Raw genomic sequence first — 14427 nt, forward strand, 5'->3', positions numbered from 1 at the left:
CTCGGCCGGCCTCGCCGTCGCCGACAGCGGTGCGACGGGCACCGCTGCGGGTTCGCCGGGCGTCCTCTCGGGCAACGAGGCCCAGGTTCCGGTCCACGTGCCGGTGGGTGCCTGTGGCAACACGGTCAGCGTCATCGGGCTGCTCAACCCGACCGGTGGCAACGCCTGCGTCAACGGCTGATTGCCTTCGGGCCGGTCAGGCCGCTCTCCCCGCCACGGGACCGCCATGGCGGGGAGAGCGGTTTTTGGGTTGTGCGCGGACGCCGTCGGCAGCTGGTAGGAGAATCCGAACGGTCCCCTTCATTCGGGTGGGGAATACGAGAATTCCCGCGGTTCGGAGTTTCCGGTGTGCCCGGGGGTCGTTACAGAGGGCGTAAGCGCACGACAGATATCCACGAGCATCCGCAATATGCCTGATCCGCAGGCTGCTTGCGCGCACGACACGCGTCGTCTAAGGAGAGATTCACTGATGAAGCCCATGAAGGCCGCTGCGATCGTTGCCGGTTCCTTGGCGGTCGTGGGCGCCGCCGCGCCCGCCTTCGCCGCCGCGCCTTCCCCGACCCCGCACAGCGTCACCGGCGCGATGGAGACCGTTGCGGACCGGACCACGGGTGCCGCGCAGCCGCTGGCGAACCGTACGTTGGACACGGAGCAGGACGGCGCGCTGCTCAATTCCGCCCAGGGTGCGGCCAACAACCTGAACAAGGCCAAGGACACCGGCGCCGGGAAGCTCCTCGGCGGGCTGCCCGTGGGCGCCTCCTGACGACTCCCGGGCGAACCCGGTCGGCGGTCGGGTCGGGGGTGGCCGCGGGCCGGGCACGTACGGGCGAGCGAGCGCGACACCATCGGGGTGATCGACGGTGCGGCTCGCCCGTGGGCGTGATGCGGTCGTCCGGATGATCCGCTTGAGTCGCTAAAGTCCGAAGGTGACCTCAACCACCCCCATTGCCGTACGTGCGTACCATCCGACCCAGTTGGGCACACTCGTCGTCCTGGCCTGGAGCGGAGAGCATCCGGACGACCGGCGGGCCATGCCCTTCCTGCTGGCGTACTCCCTCGGGGACGGCGAGGGCGGCCCCGCGTCCGTGGAGTCGGCCGCCAGGCGACTGCTCGAAGAAGCGGGGCTGCCGATCGGGGCCGAGTTCGTGGACGCAGCCCAGGCGGCCGGGCTCCCCCTGACGCTCCTCGTCGAGGGCGACCAGGCGGTCCTGACGACGCCTCACCTCGCCGCACGGTGCACCGTACCGCCCGAGTGGCTGGCGGCGATGGGGGAGCGGGGTCACGTCTACTTCGTCTTCGCGACCAAGCCGTGGCCGCAGGCCGTTCCCGGACAGCCCGTCGCCGAGTCGGAGCTGCACGCCTTCGTGGGGGACGAGGCGATGTTGTCCACCGCGGCACACTGTCTGCTCCCGGTGCGCACGGTGCGGCAGTAGCCGGGTCCGGCGGCACGGTGCGCCGGCAGGCTCAGACGAGAAGGCCCGGCCGGCGGCTGTGCGCCGCCGGCCGGGCCGGGCGTGACCTCGTGGGTCACGGGTGCGGGGGCGGGCTCGCCGAGCAGATGGCCACCGAGTGGGCGGCCGTCCGTGGGGTCTCGGCGAGCCCCGGTCTTATCCCCATGTCCCGGGCGGCTACGGCCGCCCCGCGGTGACGTGTCGGTTCCATGGCGAGCTCCTCGTTCGAGGATGGACGGACATCCGTGACGCTAACCGGAATCTGACGATCCGTCGCGTTGGGAGTGGGCTCCGCTACTGCGTGCGCGCATCCGCCCAGGTCGGGCGGAGACCACCAGAAGACGATCCGTCAGGAGACGGCGGGAGAGGGGTACACGGAGATGGATACACGGACCAGGGCGCGGCTTCCGCATCCGGCGACACCACCGGACGACGCTCCGCCGACCGCGTCCGCCGGGAGTCCCGGCCTCGGCTGGCTGCTGGTGGTCGCGGGCCTGGCGGGCCTCGTCGCCTCCTGGGTCATCACCCTCGACAAGTTCAAGCTGCTGGAGGACCCGCGCTTCGTCCCGGGCTGCAGCCTCAACCCGGTGGTGTCCTGCGGGAACATCATGAAGAGCGAGCAGGCTGCCGCGTTCGGGTTCCCCAACCCCATGCTGGGTCTCGTCGCGTACGGAGTCGTGGTCGGCGCCGGTGCGGGGCTGCTCGCGGGTGCCCGGTACCGGCGCTGGTTCTGGCTCGGAATGCACGGGGGCACCTTCTTCGGGGTCGGCTTCTGCACCTGGCTGCAGTTCCAGTCGCTGTACCGCATCGGTGCGTTGTGCCTGTGGTGCTCGCTCGCCTGGGTGGCCACGATCGTCTTGTTCTGTGCCGTGACGCGGCACAACGTGGTGCAGCGGCTCCTCCCGGCACCGGCGGCACTGCGGAACGTGCTGCGGGAGTTCGGCTGGCTGCCCCCGGTGCTGTGGACCGGGACCATCGGGATGCTGGTCCTGACCCGGTGGTGGGACTTCTGGACCGCCTGACGCCCCGTCCGTTCCGTACCGTGGCACTGCTGTCGTGGCGCGGTGTGTGCGCCGGCGTCAGACCACCGGGATGTGGGTGAAGCGTCCCGCCACGCACAGGTCCGCTTCGACACGCGCGGCCGTGGCGCGCAGCTGCGGGAGGACGTCGCGCAGGCAGTCGGCAGTGGTGCGGCGACTGCTGTGCATGGCCACGTTGAGGGCGGCGACCGCACGCCCGCTCCGGTCGTGCACGGGCACCGCGAGGGAGCGCAGCCCGTCCTCCAGCTCCCCGTCCACCAGGGCGTACCCGTCCGCGGCGGCCCGGTCCAGCACGGCGGCGAGCGCGTCGGCGCGGGTGATCGTCCGCGGGGTGAGGGGAGCGGGTCGGACACGGGCCAGCCGTTCGGCGCGCTCCCCGGCGGGAAGCCCTGCCAGCAGGACGCGGCCCATGGAGGCGGCGTACGCGGGGAAGCGGGTGCCGATCGTGATGTGGACGCTCATGATGCGCTCCGTGGCGACCCTGGCCGTGTAGCGGATGTCGTCGCCGTCCAGGACCGCCAGGGACGCGGAGTCGTGCACCTGGCGCACCAGTGCGGCGAGGTGCGGTGCGGCGATCTCCGGCAGGGTCGTCACGGAGAGCGGCGGATAGCCGAGCGCCAGCACGCGGGGGGTGAGCCGGAACACGGGCCCGCGGGCGGTCGCACAGCCGAGCTGCTCCAGCGTGCGGAGGGCGCGGCGGGCCGTGGCCCGGCTGAGCCCCGTGGCCGTCGCGATCGCCGTGGCCGTGAGCTCCGACCGGCCCTCGCCGAAGGCGGTGACGACGGTCAGGCCGCGAGCCAGGGACGCGATGAAACCGGCGCCCAGCTCCCGCTTGGAGGGGGCGGTCCAGTCGGCGGGACCGGCGGCGGGAGCCTCGGCGGCGGGCGCGGGGCGCAGCAGTTCGCGTTCCATGGCGACGACGGTGCGCCGCATCCGGGGAAGGGCGGCCCGCCGCAGCGAGTCGGCGCTGTGCCGGCTGGTGTGGCTGATGACGGCGACGGCACACACCACCGTGCCGCACGCATCGCGTACGGGTGCGGCGAGGCCGATGAGCCCCGGTTCGATCAGCTGGTCGTCGACCGCCCAGCCGTCCTCGCCGGCTCGCGCGGCCCGCTCGCCGAGGTCCGTGGCGGAGCCTCCCCGGGACGGTGGTACCAGCGGGAAGTGCCGGCCCTCGGGATCGGCCTTTCGGCGCTGTCGCCACCGTGCCCACTCCTCTCCGGTCCAGGAGGCCGCGAACAGCGGTCCGGGCGCGGTGCGCTCGGCCGGCACCAGGTCGCCGATCCGGAAGGCCAGGGGCATGGGCCGGCGGCGGGTGGTCTGGTGGACGACGCGGACGCCGTCCAGGTCCGGTACGGAGAGGGACACCGATGCGTCGAGTTCCGCGGCCAGCTGCTCGGCGAACGGTCCGAGCCGCTCCGGGAAACCGAGTGCGCCGAGATAGGCGTTGCCCAGCTCCATGACGCGGGGGGCGAGCCGCACGGTGGTTCCGTCGAGCCGTACGTAGCCCATGTGGGCGAGGGTCGCGGTGACGCGGTCGACGGTCGAGCGGGCGAGTCCGGTGCTGCGGACGACGTCGGCGAGGCCCGTTCGTCCGCCCGCCTCACTGACCTGGTGCAGTACGGCGATCCCGCGTGCCAGCGGACCGACGACTTCGGCCGGAGCGCCGGCAGCCACCGGGACGTCGGCTTCGGTCGGGTCGTCGGCGGGGGTGGCGGCGGACATCGTTCCTCCGGTCGCTCCCGGGGGGCGTTGACATGCGTGCTGGGTGCACACAGACTCGAGTCGTCAATGAACGATAGTTCATCAGGCGATCGAATCGCGGGACGACCGGTCATCGGTCCGGCCCGGGGAGGACGGTCGGGGCATGGGACGCGTGACGGACCTCCGTTCCTGCCCGTCAGTCCGCGGGGTGGTCCGCCGAACGGCAGGGCCCGTACGCACCCGGTGCCGCGCCGTCGGCGTTCCGCCGACGGCGGCCGGGGCCGTCGAGGACGCGTCCATGGAGGAGCTGGCATGAGCGACCGTCTGCGCGAGGTGTACGTCGTCGACGCCGTCCGCACGCCGATCGGCAAGTACGGCGGAGCCCTGGCCGGTGTACGCCCCGACGACCTGGCCGCGGGGGTGCTGGGCGCGCTCGTCTCCCGCACGCCCGCGCTCGACCCGGCCCGCATCGACGACGTCTTCTTCGGCAACGCCAACGGCGCCGGAGAGGACAACCGCGACGTGGCCCGGATGGCCGTACTGCTCGCCGGGCTTCCGGTGACCGTGCCCGGCACCACGGTGAACCGCCTGTGTGGATCGGGCATGGAGGCCGTGGTCCAGGCCGCCCGCGCGATCGCCGTGGGTGACGCGTCGATCGCCGTCGCGGGCGGGGTGGAGTCGATGAGCCGCTCCCCCTGGGTACTGCAGAAGCCGGAGCGCGGCTTTCCCGCCGGGCACCAGCAGATGTACTCGACGACGCTCGGCTGGCGGATGGTCAACCCACGTATGCCCCAGGAGTGGACGGTCGGCCTCGGCGAGGGCGCGGAGCTGCTCGCCGAGCGGTACGGGATCGACCGCGGGGCGCAGGACGCCTTCGCCTTCGCCAGCCACCGCAACGCGGCTCGCGCCTGGTCCGACGGCCTGTATGAGGGCGAGGTCGTGCCCGTCGAGGGCGTGGACCTGGTCCGGGACGAGTGCATCCGCGACAGCACGTCGCCGGAGGCGCTGGCCAAGCTGAAGCCGGTGTTCCGTGCGGACGGCAGTGTCACGGCGGGCAATTCCTCCCCGCTCAACGACGGGGCCGCCGCACTGCTCCTCGTGGACGAGGACGGGCTGCGGGCGACCGGCCGTGAACCGCTCGCCCGCATCGGGGCCTCGGCCGTGACCGGCATCGAGCCCCAGTACTTCGGGGCGGGCCCCGTCGAGGCCGTTCGCCGCGCCCTGAAGAAGGCAGGTCGCGAGCTGGGCGAGCTGACGACCGTGGAACTCAACGAGGCCTTCGCGGCCCAGGCCCTGGCTTGTGTGAAGCAGTTGCCCGGTCTGGACCCGGCCGTCGTCAACCCGCGCGGCGGGGCCATCGCCATCGGCCATCCGCTCGGTGCGTCCGGGGCGCGGCTCACCGGAGCGGTCGCGCACCAGCTCGCTGCCGTGGGATCCGGCACGGGGTTGGCGACGCTGTGCATCGGCGTGGGGCAGGGGCTGGCGCTCGTCCTGGAGAGGTGAGGCCGTTCCCGGTCGGGCGATGTCCCGCAGCGAGCACGTCCCCGCGCCGCGCCGGGCTGTTCCCCGTGCGTCGGGCGCGGCTCAGGACCCCTGCGGGGTGAGGTGCACCGTGAACCAGTCGCGGGCGAGTTCCGCGACCTCGTCGAGTGCGCCCGGCTCCTCGAACAGGTGCGTCGCGCCCGGGACGACCACCAGACGGCTCTCGCAGCGCAGCGCGGTCAGGGCCTGCCGGTTGAGGTCCAGCACCGTCGTGTCGCGGCCGCCGACGACCAGCAGGGTCGGCGCCCGTACACCGGGCAGCCGCGGTCCGGCCAGATCGGGACGGCCGCCGCGGGAGACGACGGCCCCGACGTCCGTACCAGGCGTCGCCGCGGCCCACAGGGCCGCCGCGGCGCCGGTGGACGCCCCGAAGTAGCCGATCGGCACGGCCACCCGGGTGCGCATCCAGTGGGTGGCCCCCGCGAGCCGGGCGGCGAGCACCTCGATGTCGAACACGTTCGCCCGGTCCGCGGCCTCGGACTCGGTGAGCAGGTCGAAGAGCAGGGTGCCGAGTCCCGCGCGGTTCAGGGCCGCCGCTACCGACCGGTTGCGCGGGCTGTGCCTGCTGCTGCCCGAGCCGTGGGCGAACATGACGACTGCCCCGGCCCCTGCGGGTACGGAGAACTCCCCGGCGAGACGCACCCCGCCGGCCTCGACCTCGACCTCTTCGACCGCGTCGATGTCCGGCGGCTCCGCGACCGGCGCGGCGGCCTGCGCCAGCAGTGCGACGACGTCCTCGTCGGGCGTCTGGGAGAAGTCCCGGTACCACTCCCCCACGGCGGAGAAGGCGCGTGGTGTGGACAGGCACACCACCTCGTCGGCCTCCGTGCTCAGCCAGGTCACCGCGTCGGGTGGCGCCACCGGCGCGGCGAGCACCACCCGGGCCGCGCCCTGTTCTCGCACCACCTCGCAGGCCGCAGCGGCCGTGGAGCCGGTTGCGATCCCGTCGTCCACGAGGATCACGGTCCGGCCCGTGACGTCGACGCGCGGCCGGTTCGCACGGAACCGTTCTGCCTGGCGCACGAGTTCGGCCGCCTCGGCCCGTTCCACCGCCGCGACGTCCTTGTCCGAGACACGGCCCCGGCGGACGATCTCGTCGTTGATGATCCGTACCCCGCCCTCGCCGATGGCTCCGAACCCCAGCTCCCGGTGGTAGGGGACACCCAGTTTCCGCACCACGATCACGTCGAGTGGCGCGCGGAGTGCCCGCGCCACTTCGAAGGCCACCGGGACCCCGCCCCGCGGCAGCCCGAGCACGACCGGGTCCGCCTCCCCGAGATGCCGCAACGCCTCGGCGAGGCGTCTGCCCGCGTCCACGCGGTCGTCGAACAGCACGGTGTTCACCCCCAAGGGGGATCTCCTTCGAAACAACCCCATGGCCGGCCCGCTCGCAACTCGGGACCGGCTGGGACCGGCTGGGCGCCGTGGACGGCCGTGCCGTCGCGGCACCGCGGTCCGGGCGCGGTTCACCCCGGCGGCACGCAGAGCACCCGGACCCGCTGCACCAGGTTGTTGCCGAAGCCGCCGCGGTTCCACGGTTGGTCCGTCGGCTGCGTCCCGCCGGTGGCGTCGGTGGCACGGACGCTGAGGACGTGGCTGCCGGGTGTGGCCGCCCACGTCGTGCGCCAGCGCCGCCAGGCCCAGGCGTGGCCTGCGGCCGGCGGGTCGAGGACGGCGTCCACCCACGTGCGGCCGTCGTCCGGGCTGACCTCGACCCGTACGACCGGCGCCCGGCCGGACCACGCCCGGCCCTGAAGCTCCACCGTGCCGGGGGGTACGGCCCGGGCGCGGGACATGAAGTCGGGGAAGCCGGGCGGGACCATCAGGGCCCGCGGCGCGATGCGGGCCACCGGCTCGCCCGGGTCGTCGGGAGCCTGCTTGTAGCGGTACGCGACCGTCTGTTGGAAGCCGGTGAACGGGGCGTCGGTCACCGTGACGTCGCGCAGCCACTTCACGTGCGCCATGCCGTACCAGCCCGGCACCACCAGCCGGACCGGGTACCCGTGCTGGGGCGGCAGGGGAGCGCCGTTCATGGCGTACGCGACGAGCACTTCGGGGTCGTCGCCCGTGGCCACCGCCAGCGGGAGACTGCGCCGGTAGTCCTGTTCGACGCCGCGTTCCACGCCGTGGTCGGCGCCGGTGAAGACCACCTCGACGGCGTCCGCCGACACCCCCGCCTCGGCCAGCAGGAGCCGCAGCGGCACGCCCGTCCAGTCCGCCGTGCCGATTGCTTCGAGAAGCCACGGCTGGCTCACCGGGCGCGGGTCGAGCCGCGCCCGGCCGTTGCCCGCGCACTCCATCGTGACGCGGTGGGTCACCGGCTCGTACGACCGCAGGTCGGCCGCGCCCAGGTCCAGCGGGGTGCCGACCCGGCCTCGCACGGTGAGCCGCCACGCGGCGTCGTCGCGGACGGTGGGGATGTCGTAGTGGACGAGGACGTAATGCAGTCCGGGCGGGCTGACGTCGTAGGCGAGGGCCTCCAACGGCAGCCCGTGGTTGCGGGCTGCGAGCGCCAGCTCCTCCGGGCTGATCCCTTCGCCGGGTGCGGCGAGGCGCCCGGGAGCACTGATCTCCCCGAGGCGGGCGGCGTCCATGCCTCCATGGTGCGCCCGTCCGCCCCGGGGTGCTCAGCGGTGTTCGGGGTTGGGGAAGTCGGAGCGGCAGCCGGCGTCCCACGCCGAGCGCTGGTTTCCGTGGGCCGGGATGCCGCCCGCCTGCCTGAGCAGTGCGGCGAGGTGCATGAGGTTCCAGGTCATGAAGGTGGTGTTGCGGTTGGTGAAGTCGTTCTCGGGGCCGCCGGATCCGGGGTCCAGGTACGAGGGGCCGGGGCCGGCCTCCCCGATCCAGCCGGCGTCGGCCTGCGGCGGGATGGTGTAGCCGAGGTGCTGGAGGCTGTACAGGACGTTCATGGCGCAGTGCTTCACGCCGTCCTCGTTGCCGGTGATCAGGCAGCCGCCGACGCGCCCGTAGTACGCGTACTGTCCGCGGTCGTTGAGCAGCGAGGAGCAGGCGTAGAGCCGCTCGACGACCTGTTTCATCACGGAGCTGTTGTCGCCGAGCCAGATGGGTCCGGCAAGGACCAGGATGTCGGAGGCGATGACCCGTTCGTACAGGGCGGGCCATGCGTCGGTGCTCCAGCCGTGCTCGGTCATGTCGGGCCACACGCCGGTGGCGATGTCGTGGTCGACGGCCCGTACGAGTTCGGTGGTCACCCCGTTGGACTCCATCACCGCGCGGCTCTTGTCGATCAGGCCCTCGGTGTTGCTGACGTCGGGCGAGCGTTTGAGCGTGCAGTTGATGAACATCGCTCGGAGGCCGTCGTAGGAAGGCGTGGTCATGGACACCTCATTATGGGTTCGGGGCTCCGACGCTAGCGGAGCAAATAACTCCGTTTGTGTAGGCGCTTCCGGAGGCCCGCCGTGGTACCGCCTTACGGAGCACCCGGCGCCGGTCGGGGGCGTCGCGTTCTCGCCGGTGCGGGGAAGGTCCCTGCGAGTCGCGCTCCGGTGGGTGTGGCCGCCGGAGCGATGTCGCCGGCCGGGTCGGCCGTGGGGCCTACGAGCCGATGCGGATCAGCGCGAGCGTGATGTTGTCCGGGCCGCCGGCCTCGATGGCGGCCTTCCACAGCTCGAACGCCGCCCTCCCGTCGTCGTGGACCCGCAGCAGGCCGTCGACTTCGTCGTCCGGTACCGGATCGGTCAAGCCGTCGGTGCACACCAGGAAGCGGGCCCCTGCGGACAGCGGGGATGTCGTCACGTGGGGGGTGACGGCGGTGAAGGCGGGGCTGCCGCCGAGCGTCTGGGTGACCGCCGACGTCGTGCGTCGTCCGGGTGCCGGCGGCGGACTGTCATCCACGCTCAACTGCTGGAGGGCATCGTCGGCCGAGCCGAACACCTTGCTGTCCCCGACGTTGAACGCGAGCAGCGATTCGGGGAGGACCACGGCCCCGGCGACCGTGGTCCCCATGGTGATCAGCGCGGGGTCGCCGTCGGCCGCCGAGTAGACCGTGCGATTGCACAGGCCCACCGCCTCGCGGACGGCCTCCTCACCGTCGAGCGACGGGCCGAGCGAGGCGAGCCGGCGGACGACGAGGGCGCTGGCCACCTCGCCTGCCGGCTGTCCGCCCAGCCCGTCCGCGACGGCGACGACGAGCGGAGTGCCGAGCGGGAACAGTAGCGTCTGGGGGTTCTCGGTCACGGTTCCGCACAGCGTCCACGGACCGATGACGAGGCTGTCCTCGTTGTGGTCACGGATCAGCCCGATGTCGCTCAGTGCCGTCACGGCTACGTATCGCATGGAGCGTCCCGCCTCACCCATTGGCGACAGACAGCCCCCTGCACCATTGTGGCGCGCCCGGGCGTACGGGCCAGTCTCCCGGCGGGGCGGCCCCAGGAGACCCGGAGCCGGGACCGGGCGGGTGGGGGTGGGGACACGCTGCCCGGGCCGGCTCGTCGCCCGTGGCCTGCTGCGGTAGCGGCGGCCCCCGCCGGTCATCCGTCCCCCAGTCGGTCGGTCGGCCGGTCGCCGCCGCCGGTCGGCCGGGAACCCGCTGTGGGGCGCGGACGCGCGGGGCTGCTCGATTCGGAATCATCAATTCCGGAAGGTTCGGCGGGATGTGTACACCTCTCCGTCCCAACTGGTGTTACGCAGGGGAACACTTGACTCCGGATGCCGCGCACCCGCACTATTCCCTCCCGCGGGGCCGGAGGGACCACCGTGAGGGCTCCGGACAATGCGGTCCGCGTCGTCCCCCGGAACCTCCTCGTCAGGACGGCGCCGTCGGCAGCCCGCCCGCCGGTGTCCCCTCCCGAACCAGCAACGCCGAGCACGTGCACGAGGAGCAGTAGTTGACCCCGACGGCCTCCGACGACGACCCACTGCTCCTGCGCGCCTTCCGCACCCTCCAACCGTCCTGGCGAGCCGCCCTGTGCCCTGAGCTCGCCGAAACGCCCGCCCCGACGGACGGCCCCGAACCGCGACCCGACGCGGACCGGTCTTCCGAGGCGCTGGCCCGCCTGCACCTGTGCGAGACCTACGTGCGCACCTACACCGCCGAGGCCCCCAGCCGCGCCTGCCGCCACCTCGGCGCCGTCATGGACGACACCGTGCGGAGCGGGACCTCCCGGCGTTCCGACGAACTCGACCGGCACGTACGCAGCTGCCCGAGCTGCGCGCGGGTGATGGCCGAACTCACCACCCTCCACGGCGGGACGCTCGCGGAGGTCGCCGCACTGCTGCAGCAGGCGGCCGCCCAGGCGGGCGACGGACGCGCGAACCTCCCGGCCGCGCCGGTCGACGCGACGGCCTCCGGGCCGTCCTCCGGCGCTGGCCGGCGTCGGCTCCGCGGCCTCGTGGCGGCCTCACCGGTCGGCGCCGCCGCCCTCACGGGGGTGGTGGTCACCGCGCTCGCGGCGACCGTCCTCGTCGTCTCCGCGACCGGTCCGGTGAAGGACACCGGTACGCCCCCGCCCCGCAGTGTCGCCACGCCCCCGAGCCTCGCGCTTCCCGACGACCCGGCACCGACGTCCGCACCCGCCACGACCTCTGCGCCACCACGCGAGAGCACGGCCCCCCGCCGCACGGCCCGTCCGTCCGCCACGACGCAGCCGGCCACGGCCGTGGTGAGCACGCCGAGCCGGCCCCCGACCGGCTTCCGGCTCGTCAACAAGAGCACCGGGCTGTGCATCGGCCCGGTGGGCGCGGACGACGGGGCCATGCTGCGCCTGGAGGACTGCTCGGCCTCCGCATGGCAGCGGTGGGAAGCCGTCGACGCCGGCTACGGCAGTCACCGGTTGCGCAACACGGGCACGCACAAGTGCCTCGACGGCACCGGCAACGGCGGCAACGTCGTCCGGGTCGTCCAGAACGACTGTCGCGCCGATGCCTCCCCCGAACGCGACACGCAGCTGTGGACGTTCGTACCGGAGAGGGGCACCGCCGCCTTCCGGCTGAAGCTCGTTCCGCGCGTCCCGGCGAGCGACTACTCCGACCACCTGTTGGGCCCCGAGGACTGGTGGGAGCAGAATCCGCCCAGGAAGGGTTCCCACCTCGCCCAACTGCCCAACTACTACAACTCGGAGAGCTTCGTCTTCGTGAAGGACACCGGTGCGTAAGGGGATTGCGCCGGTACGTGAGGGAATTCCGTTGGTGCGTGTGGGAATTCGCGCGGTGCCGTGTCGGCGGGGGTGTGCCCGCCCTGGGTGCGGGGTGGGTCGCCGGCCCCGTCCCGCCGCGCGGTAGTCCTGACCGGCTCCGCCGCGGGGTGTCACAGCAGCAGGACGACGAGGCCACCTGCCAGCCCCGCGAGCAGGGCGAACGCCGCCGGACGCCAGCCCCCGTCGCGCCACGGGAACCGCGTGTCCAGGGACAGCCGCCCTGGCCCGATGGCGGCCACCGCGAGCGCGACCACGGCGATGGTCATGGGGTACTCGAAGGCTCCTCCCGCGCTGAGCAGACCGTCGCCGGAGGCCACGGCCATGGCGTTGACCATGACGCCGATCAGGGCCGCCGAGGCGAGTGGGGTGAGGAGTCCGAGCGCCAGGCCCAAGCCACCGAGCACTTCGGACGCCCCCGCGAGACCGGCGAAGAACGTGCCCGGCTCGTAGCCCAGGACGGCGAAGCCCTTCCCCGACGCGTCCAGTCCCGGCCCCCCGAACCAGCCGAAGAGCTTCTGGGCGCCGTGACCCGCCATGATCACGCCGAAGGCGACCCGCAGCAGGAGTAGACCGGCGTCGGCCGCTCCCACCCGTGACGCGGCCGGTCGCATGCCGACTCCGGTGGAACGGCCGGGGCGATCGGTGGGGAGTTTCATGCGGAATCACCTCCTGTGGTGACACCGGCACGACGGAGGTCCGGGTGCGGACCGCGGGCCCTTCCGGGTACCGGCGCTGGGTTCACGACCCCCAGTGACCGATCCTCCCCCCGCAGCGAGGGAGCGTCCAGGCGACCCACGCGGCCCCGTAGCGGCGGTGCGCCGTCCGCCCGCTGCTCCGGTGCCGCACTTGCGCCGCGGGACGTCACCGCCGTTCGCCGCGTGCCACCACCAGGTCGGTCAGCACGGCGCAGCCCGGGCCGAGCGAGGTCCAAGGGCCCCGCACTTCCAGCACCGCGATCGCACACGTGGGGAACTTCTCCCGGGCGCGGACCAAGGCGTCCCCGCCCGTTCCGGCGGCCAGCGTCAGCACCAGCTCCTGGACGGCGGGGTTGTGCCCGACGAGCAGCACGCACCCCGTGTCGGGGGCCACGCCGCGCACGGCGTCCAGCAGCTGAGGCGCGTCGGCGTGGTACAGGCCCGCGTCGTGGACCACGGTAGGCCGGCCGCCGAGCGGCTCCGCCGCGAGTGCCCAGGTCCTGCGTGCCCTGACGGCGGTGGAGCAGAGCACGAGGTCGGGTACGTTCCCGGAGCCTTGCAACCACTCGCCTGCCGCCGGTGCGTCGCGCACTCCCCGTTCCGCCAGCGGGCGGTCGTGGTCGTCCAGATCCGGCGGCCAAGCGGACTTCGCATGCCGCAGGACGACCAGTCGGCGCAGCCGTTCCACCTGACCACCTCCGCATCGGCCCGGCGATCTCGGCACCGGGTCCGCGACCCGATCCTAGGCCCGCGCCGTGCCGCAGGCTCGGTCCGCAACCGTAAGGCCGGCGGCGTGACTGCCGCTCACCGAGGGACGAACCTGACCCGGAACGTCTTCGGCCACCACTTGCCGGTGATCAGGAACTGGTCGGTGCCGGGCACGGCCGCGATGCCGTTCAGGACGTCCGCCCGGCCCCGCTCGTCGGGGGCCAGCAAGCCGGTGGCGTCGACTTCCCCGCTCACCGTGGCGGTGCGGGTGTCGATGCGCACGATGCGGTCGGTCGGCCAGACATTGGCGTACACGAGGTCGCCGACGCACTCCAACTCGTTCAGCCGACCCACGGGCCGTCCTCGGGCCGTGACCTCGATCCCGCCGGTCTTCGCGAGCGTCCGGGGGTCCCGGAAGGTCAGCCGGGACGAGCCGTCGCTGGTGACGAGCCGGGCGCGGTGCCGTTGGTGGCACACTCCCCACCCCTCCTCCGGGTACGCGATCCGGCGCACTTCGGCGAGCGTCCTCGCGTCCCGCTCGATCGCGACGCCGTCCTGCCAGGTGAGCTGCCACAGGGTCCGGCCCACCACGGTGAGCCCCTCGCCGAACAGGGGCGGCGGCAGCCGCGTGAGGACACTGGGGGACCCGCCGGGCCGCCCCGCGCGCACCGTGGACTCCCCCGCCACTCCGGTGCTCTCGTAGAGCGTCCCGTCCACCAGCTCCAGGCCCTGGGTGAACGACGTCGGGTCGTGCGGCAGCACACGAATGACATCGACCTGCAGCCGTTCGACCACGGATGGTCGCCCGCGGTGCGGGGTGGCTCCGGGACGTCCGTTCCCGCCCCCGGGCGCGCACGACGCGAGGAGCATCCCGCAGGCGAGGACCTTGACCACCACGCGGACCAGCAGTGCAGGGCGCATGGCCGCACCCTGGCACGGCGTCTGGGCGCCCGCCGCCTGCCCCGCCCGCAGGACCGGAAAGCCCGCTCCCGCGGCGTAGGGCCGGAGCCTCGGGGCCACGGCGCCGGGCGTGCGGTCGGCACCGCCGCACCGCGGCCGAGCCGCAGGTACCGAACCGGTGCGGACCGGAGCGGAGCGCACCCGCGCTCGCCGCCGTGGCCCGTGACACGGC

At 73.3% G+C, this 14427-nt stretch carries 15 protein-coding genes; 6 read left to right on the top strand and 9 right to left on the bottom strand.

Annotated features, from left to right (window positions below):
* From ACFXOM_RS15980 to ACFXOM_RS15990, 3 genes are all read left to right on the top strand, one after another.
* A partial coding sequence (locus tag ACFXOM_RS15980; RefSeq protein WP_385038189.1) for a chaplin occupies window positions 1-181 on the top strand: 181 nt, incomplete at its 5' end.
* A gap of 288 nt (window positions 182-469) precedes the next feature.
* The gene (locus tag ACFXOM_RS15985) at window positions 470-763 is read left to right on the top strand and encodes a hypothetical protein (RefSeq protein ID WP_384944077.1); all 294 of its coding nucleotides are present in this window, start codon (window positions 470-472) and stop codon (window positions 761-763) included.
* Between the two features lie 163 nt (window positions 764-926).
* The gene (locus tag ACFXOM_RS15990) at window positions 927-1433 is read left to right on the top strand and encodes a DUF5949 family protein (protein ID WP_384944079.1); all 507 of its coding nucleotides are present in this window, start codon (window positions 927-929) and stop codon (window positions 1431-1433) included.
* Window positions 1434-1527: 94 nt separating this feature from the next.
* Here the strand turns inward: ACFXOM_RS15990 and ACFXOM_RS15995 are convergent, their stop codons facing one another.
* Window positions 1528-1662, bottom strand: a complete 135-nt coding sequence (locus ACFXOM_RS15995; protein WP_385038192.1) for a hypothetical protein — start codon at window positions 1660-1662, stop codon at window positions 1528-1530.
* A 169-nt stretch (window positions 1663-1831) separates the two neighbouring features.
* On the opposite strand from ACFXOM_RS15995, the gene ACFXOM_RS16000 reads away from it, so the two are divergent.
* Window positions 1832-2473 carry a vitamin K epoxide reductase family protein gene (locus ACFXOM_RS16000; protein ID WP_384929221.1) on the top strand — a complete coding sequence of 214 codons (642 nt, stop codon included), beginning with the start codon at window positions 1832-1834 and terminating at the stop codon, window positions 2471-2473.
* Between the two features lie 57 nt (window positions 2474-2530).
* Here ACFXOM_RS16000 and ACFXOM_RS16005 read toward each other — a convergent pair whose 3' ends face one another.
* A complete protein-coding gene (locus ACFXOM_RS16005) occupies window positions 2531-4216 on the bottom strand; it encodes an IclR family transcriptional regulator C-terminal domain-containing protein (protein WP_385038195.1) in 1686 nt (561 codons plus the stop codon).
* Between the two features lie 291 nt (window positions 4217-4507).
* On the opposite strand from ACFXOM_RS16005, the gene ACFXOM_RS16010 reads away from it, so the two are divergent.
* Window positions 4508-5698 (top strand): thiolase family protein, encoded by a 1191-nt coding sequence (locus ACFXOM_RS16010; RefSeq protein ID WP_384929216.1) that lies wholly within the window; start codon window positions 4508-4510, stop codon window positions 5696-5698.
* Between the two features lie 81 nt (window positions 5699-5779).
* On the opposite strand, the gene ACFXOM_RS16015 is transcribed toward ACFXOM_RS16010, so the two are convergent.
* From ACFXOM_RS16015 to ACFXOM_RS16030, 4 genes are all read right to left on the bottom strand, one after another.
* A complete protein-coding gene (locus tag ACFXOM_RS16015; protein ID WP_384929674.1) occupies window positions 5780-7072 on the bottom strand; it encodes a phosphoribosyltransferase family protein in 1293 nt (430 codons plus the stop codon).
* A 131-nt stretch (window positions 7073-7203) separates the two neighbouring features.
* Window positions 7204-8331, bottom strand: a complete 1128-nt coding sequence (locus tag ACFXOM_RS16020) for a sulfite oxidase (protein ID WP_384929213.1) — start codon at window positions 8329-8331, stop codon at window positions 7204-7206.
* Window positions 8332-8364: 33 nt separating this feature from the next.
* On the bottom strand, window positions 8365-9075 hold the full coding sequence (locus ACFXOM_RS16025; RefSeq protein WP_384929210.1) for a flavodoxin family protein: 711 nt from the start codon (window positions 9073-9075) through the stop codon (window positions 8365-8367).
* Between the two features lie 217 nt (window positions 9076-9292).
* On the bottom strand, window positions 9293-10033 hold the full coding sequence (locus ACFXOM_RS16030) for a PP2C family protein-serine/threonine phosphatase (protein WP_385038198.1): 741 nt from the start codon (window positions 10031-10033) through the stop codon (window positions 9293-9295).
* Window positions 10034-10584: 551 nt separating this feature from the next.
* On the opposite strand from ACFXOM_RS16030, the gene ACFXOM_RS16035 reads away from it, so the two are divergent.
* Window positions 10585-11850, top strand: coding sequence for an RICIN domain-containing protein (locus tag ACFXOM_RS16035; RefSeq protein ID WP_384929205.1), 1266 nt, complete (start codon window positions 10585-10587; stop codon window positions 11848-11850).
* A gap of 152 nt (window positions 11851-12002) precedes the next feature.
* On the opposite strand, the gene ACFXOM_RS16040 is transcribed toward ACFXOM_RS16035, so the two are convergent.
* The 3 genes from ACFXOM_RS16040 to ACFXOM_RS16050 form a co-directional block, all read right to left on the bottom strand.
* Window positions 12003-12548, bottom strand: coding sequence for a DoxX family protein (locus ACFXOM_RS16040; protein WP_384929202.1), 546 nt, complete (start codon window positions 12546-12548; stop codon window positions 12003-12005).
* 205 nt (window positions 12549-12753) lie between these two features.
* Window positions 12754-13275 (bottom strand): SixA phosphatase family protein, encoded by a 522-nt coding sequence (locus ACFXOM_RS16045; RefSeq protein WP_385038201.1) that lies wholly within the window; start codon window positions 13273-13275, stop codon window positions 12754-12756.
* A gap of 116 nt (window positions 13276-13391) precedes the next feature.
* Window positions 13392-14216: a glutaminyl-peptide cyclotransferase gene (locus ACFXOM_RS16050; RefSeq protein ID WP_385038204.1), complete on the bottom strand. Its 825-nt coding sequence runs from the start codon at window positions 14214-14216 to the stop codon at window positions 13392-13394.
* Window positions 14217-14427: the final 211 nt, after the last annotated feature.

Origin of the sequence: Streptomyces sp. NPDC059169, assembly GCF_042755225.1 — a bacterium.
Classification (GTDB): domain Bacteria; phylum Actinomycetota; class Actinomycetes; order Streptomycetales; family Streptomycetaceae; genus Streptomyces.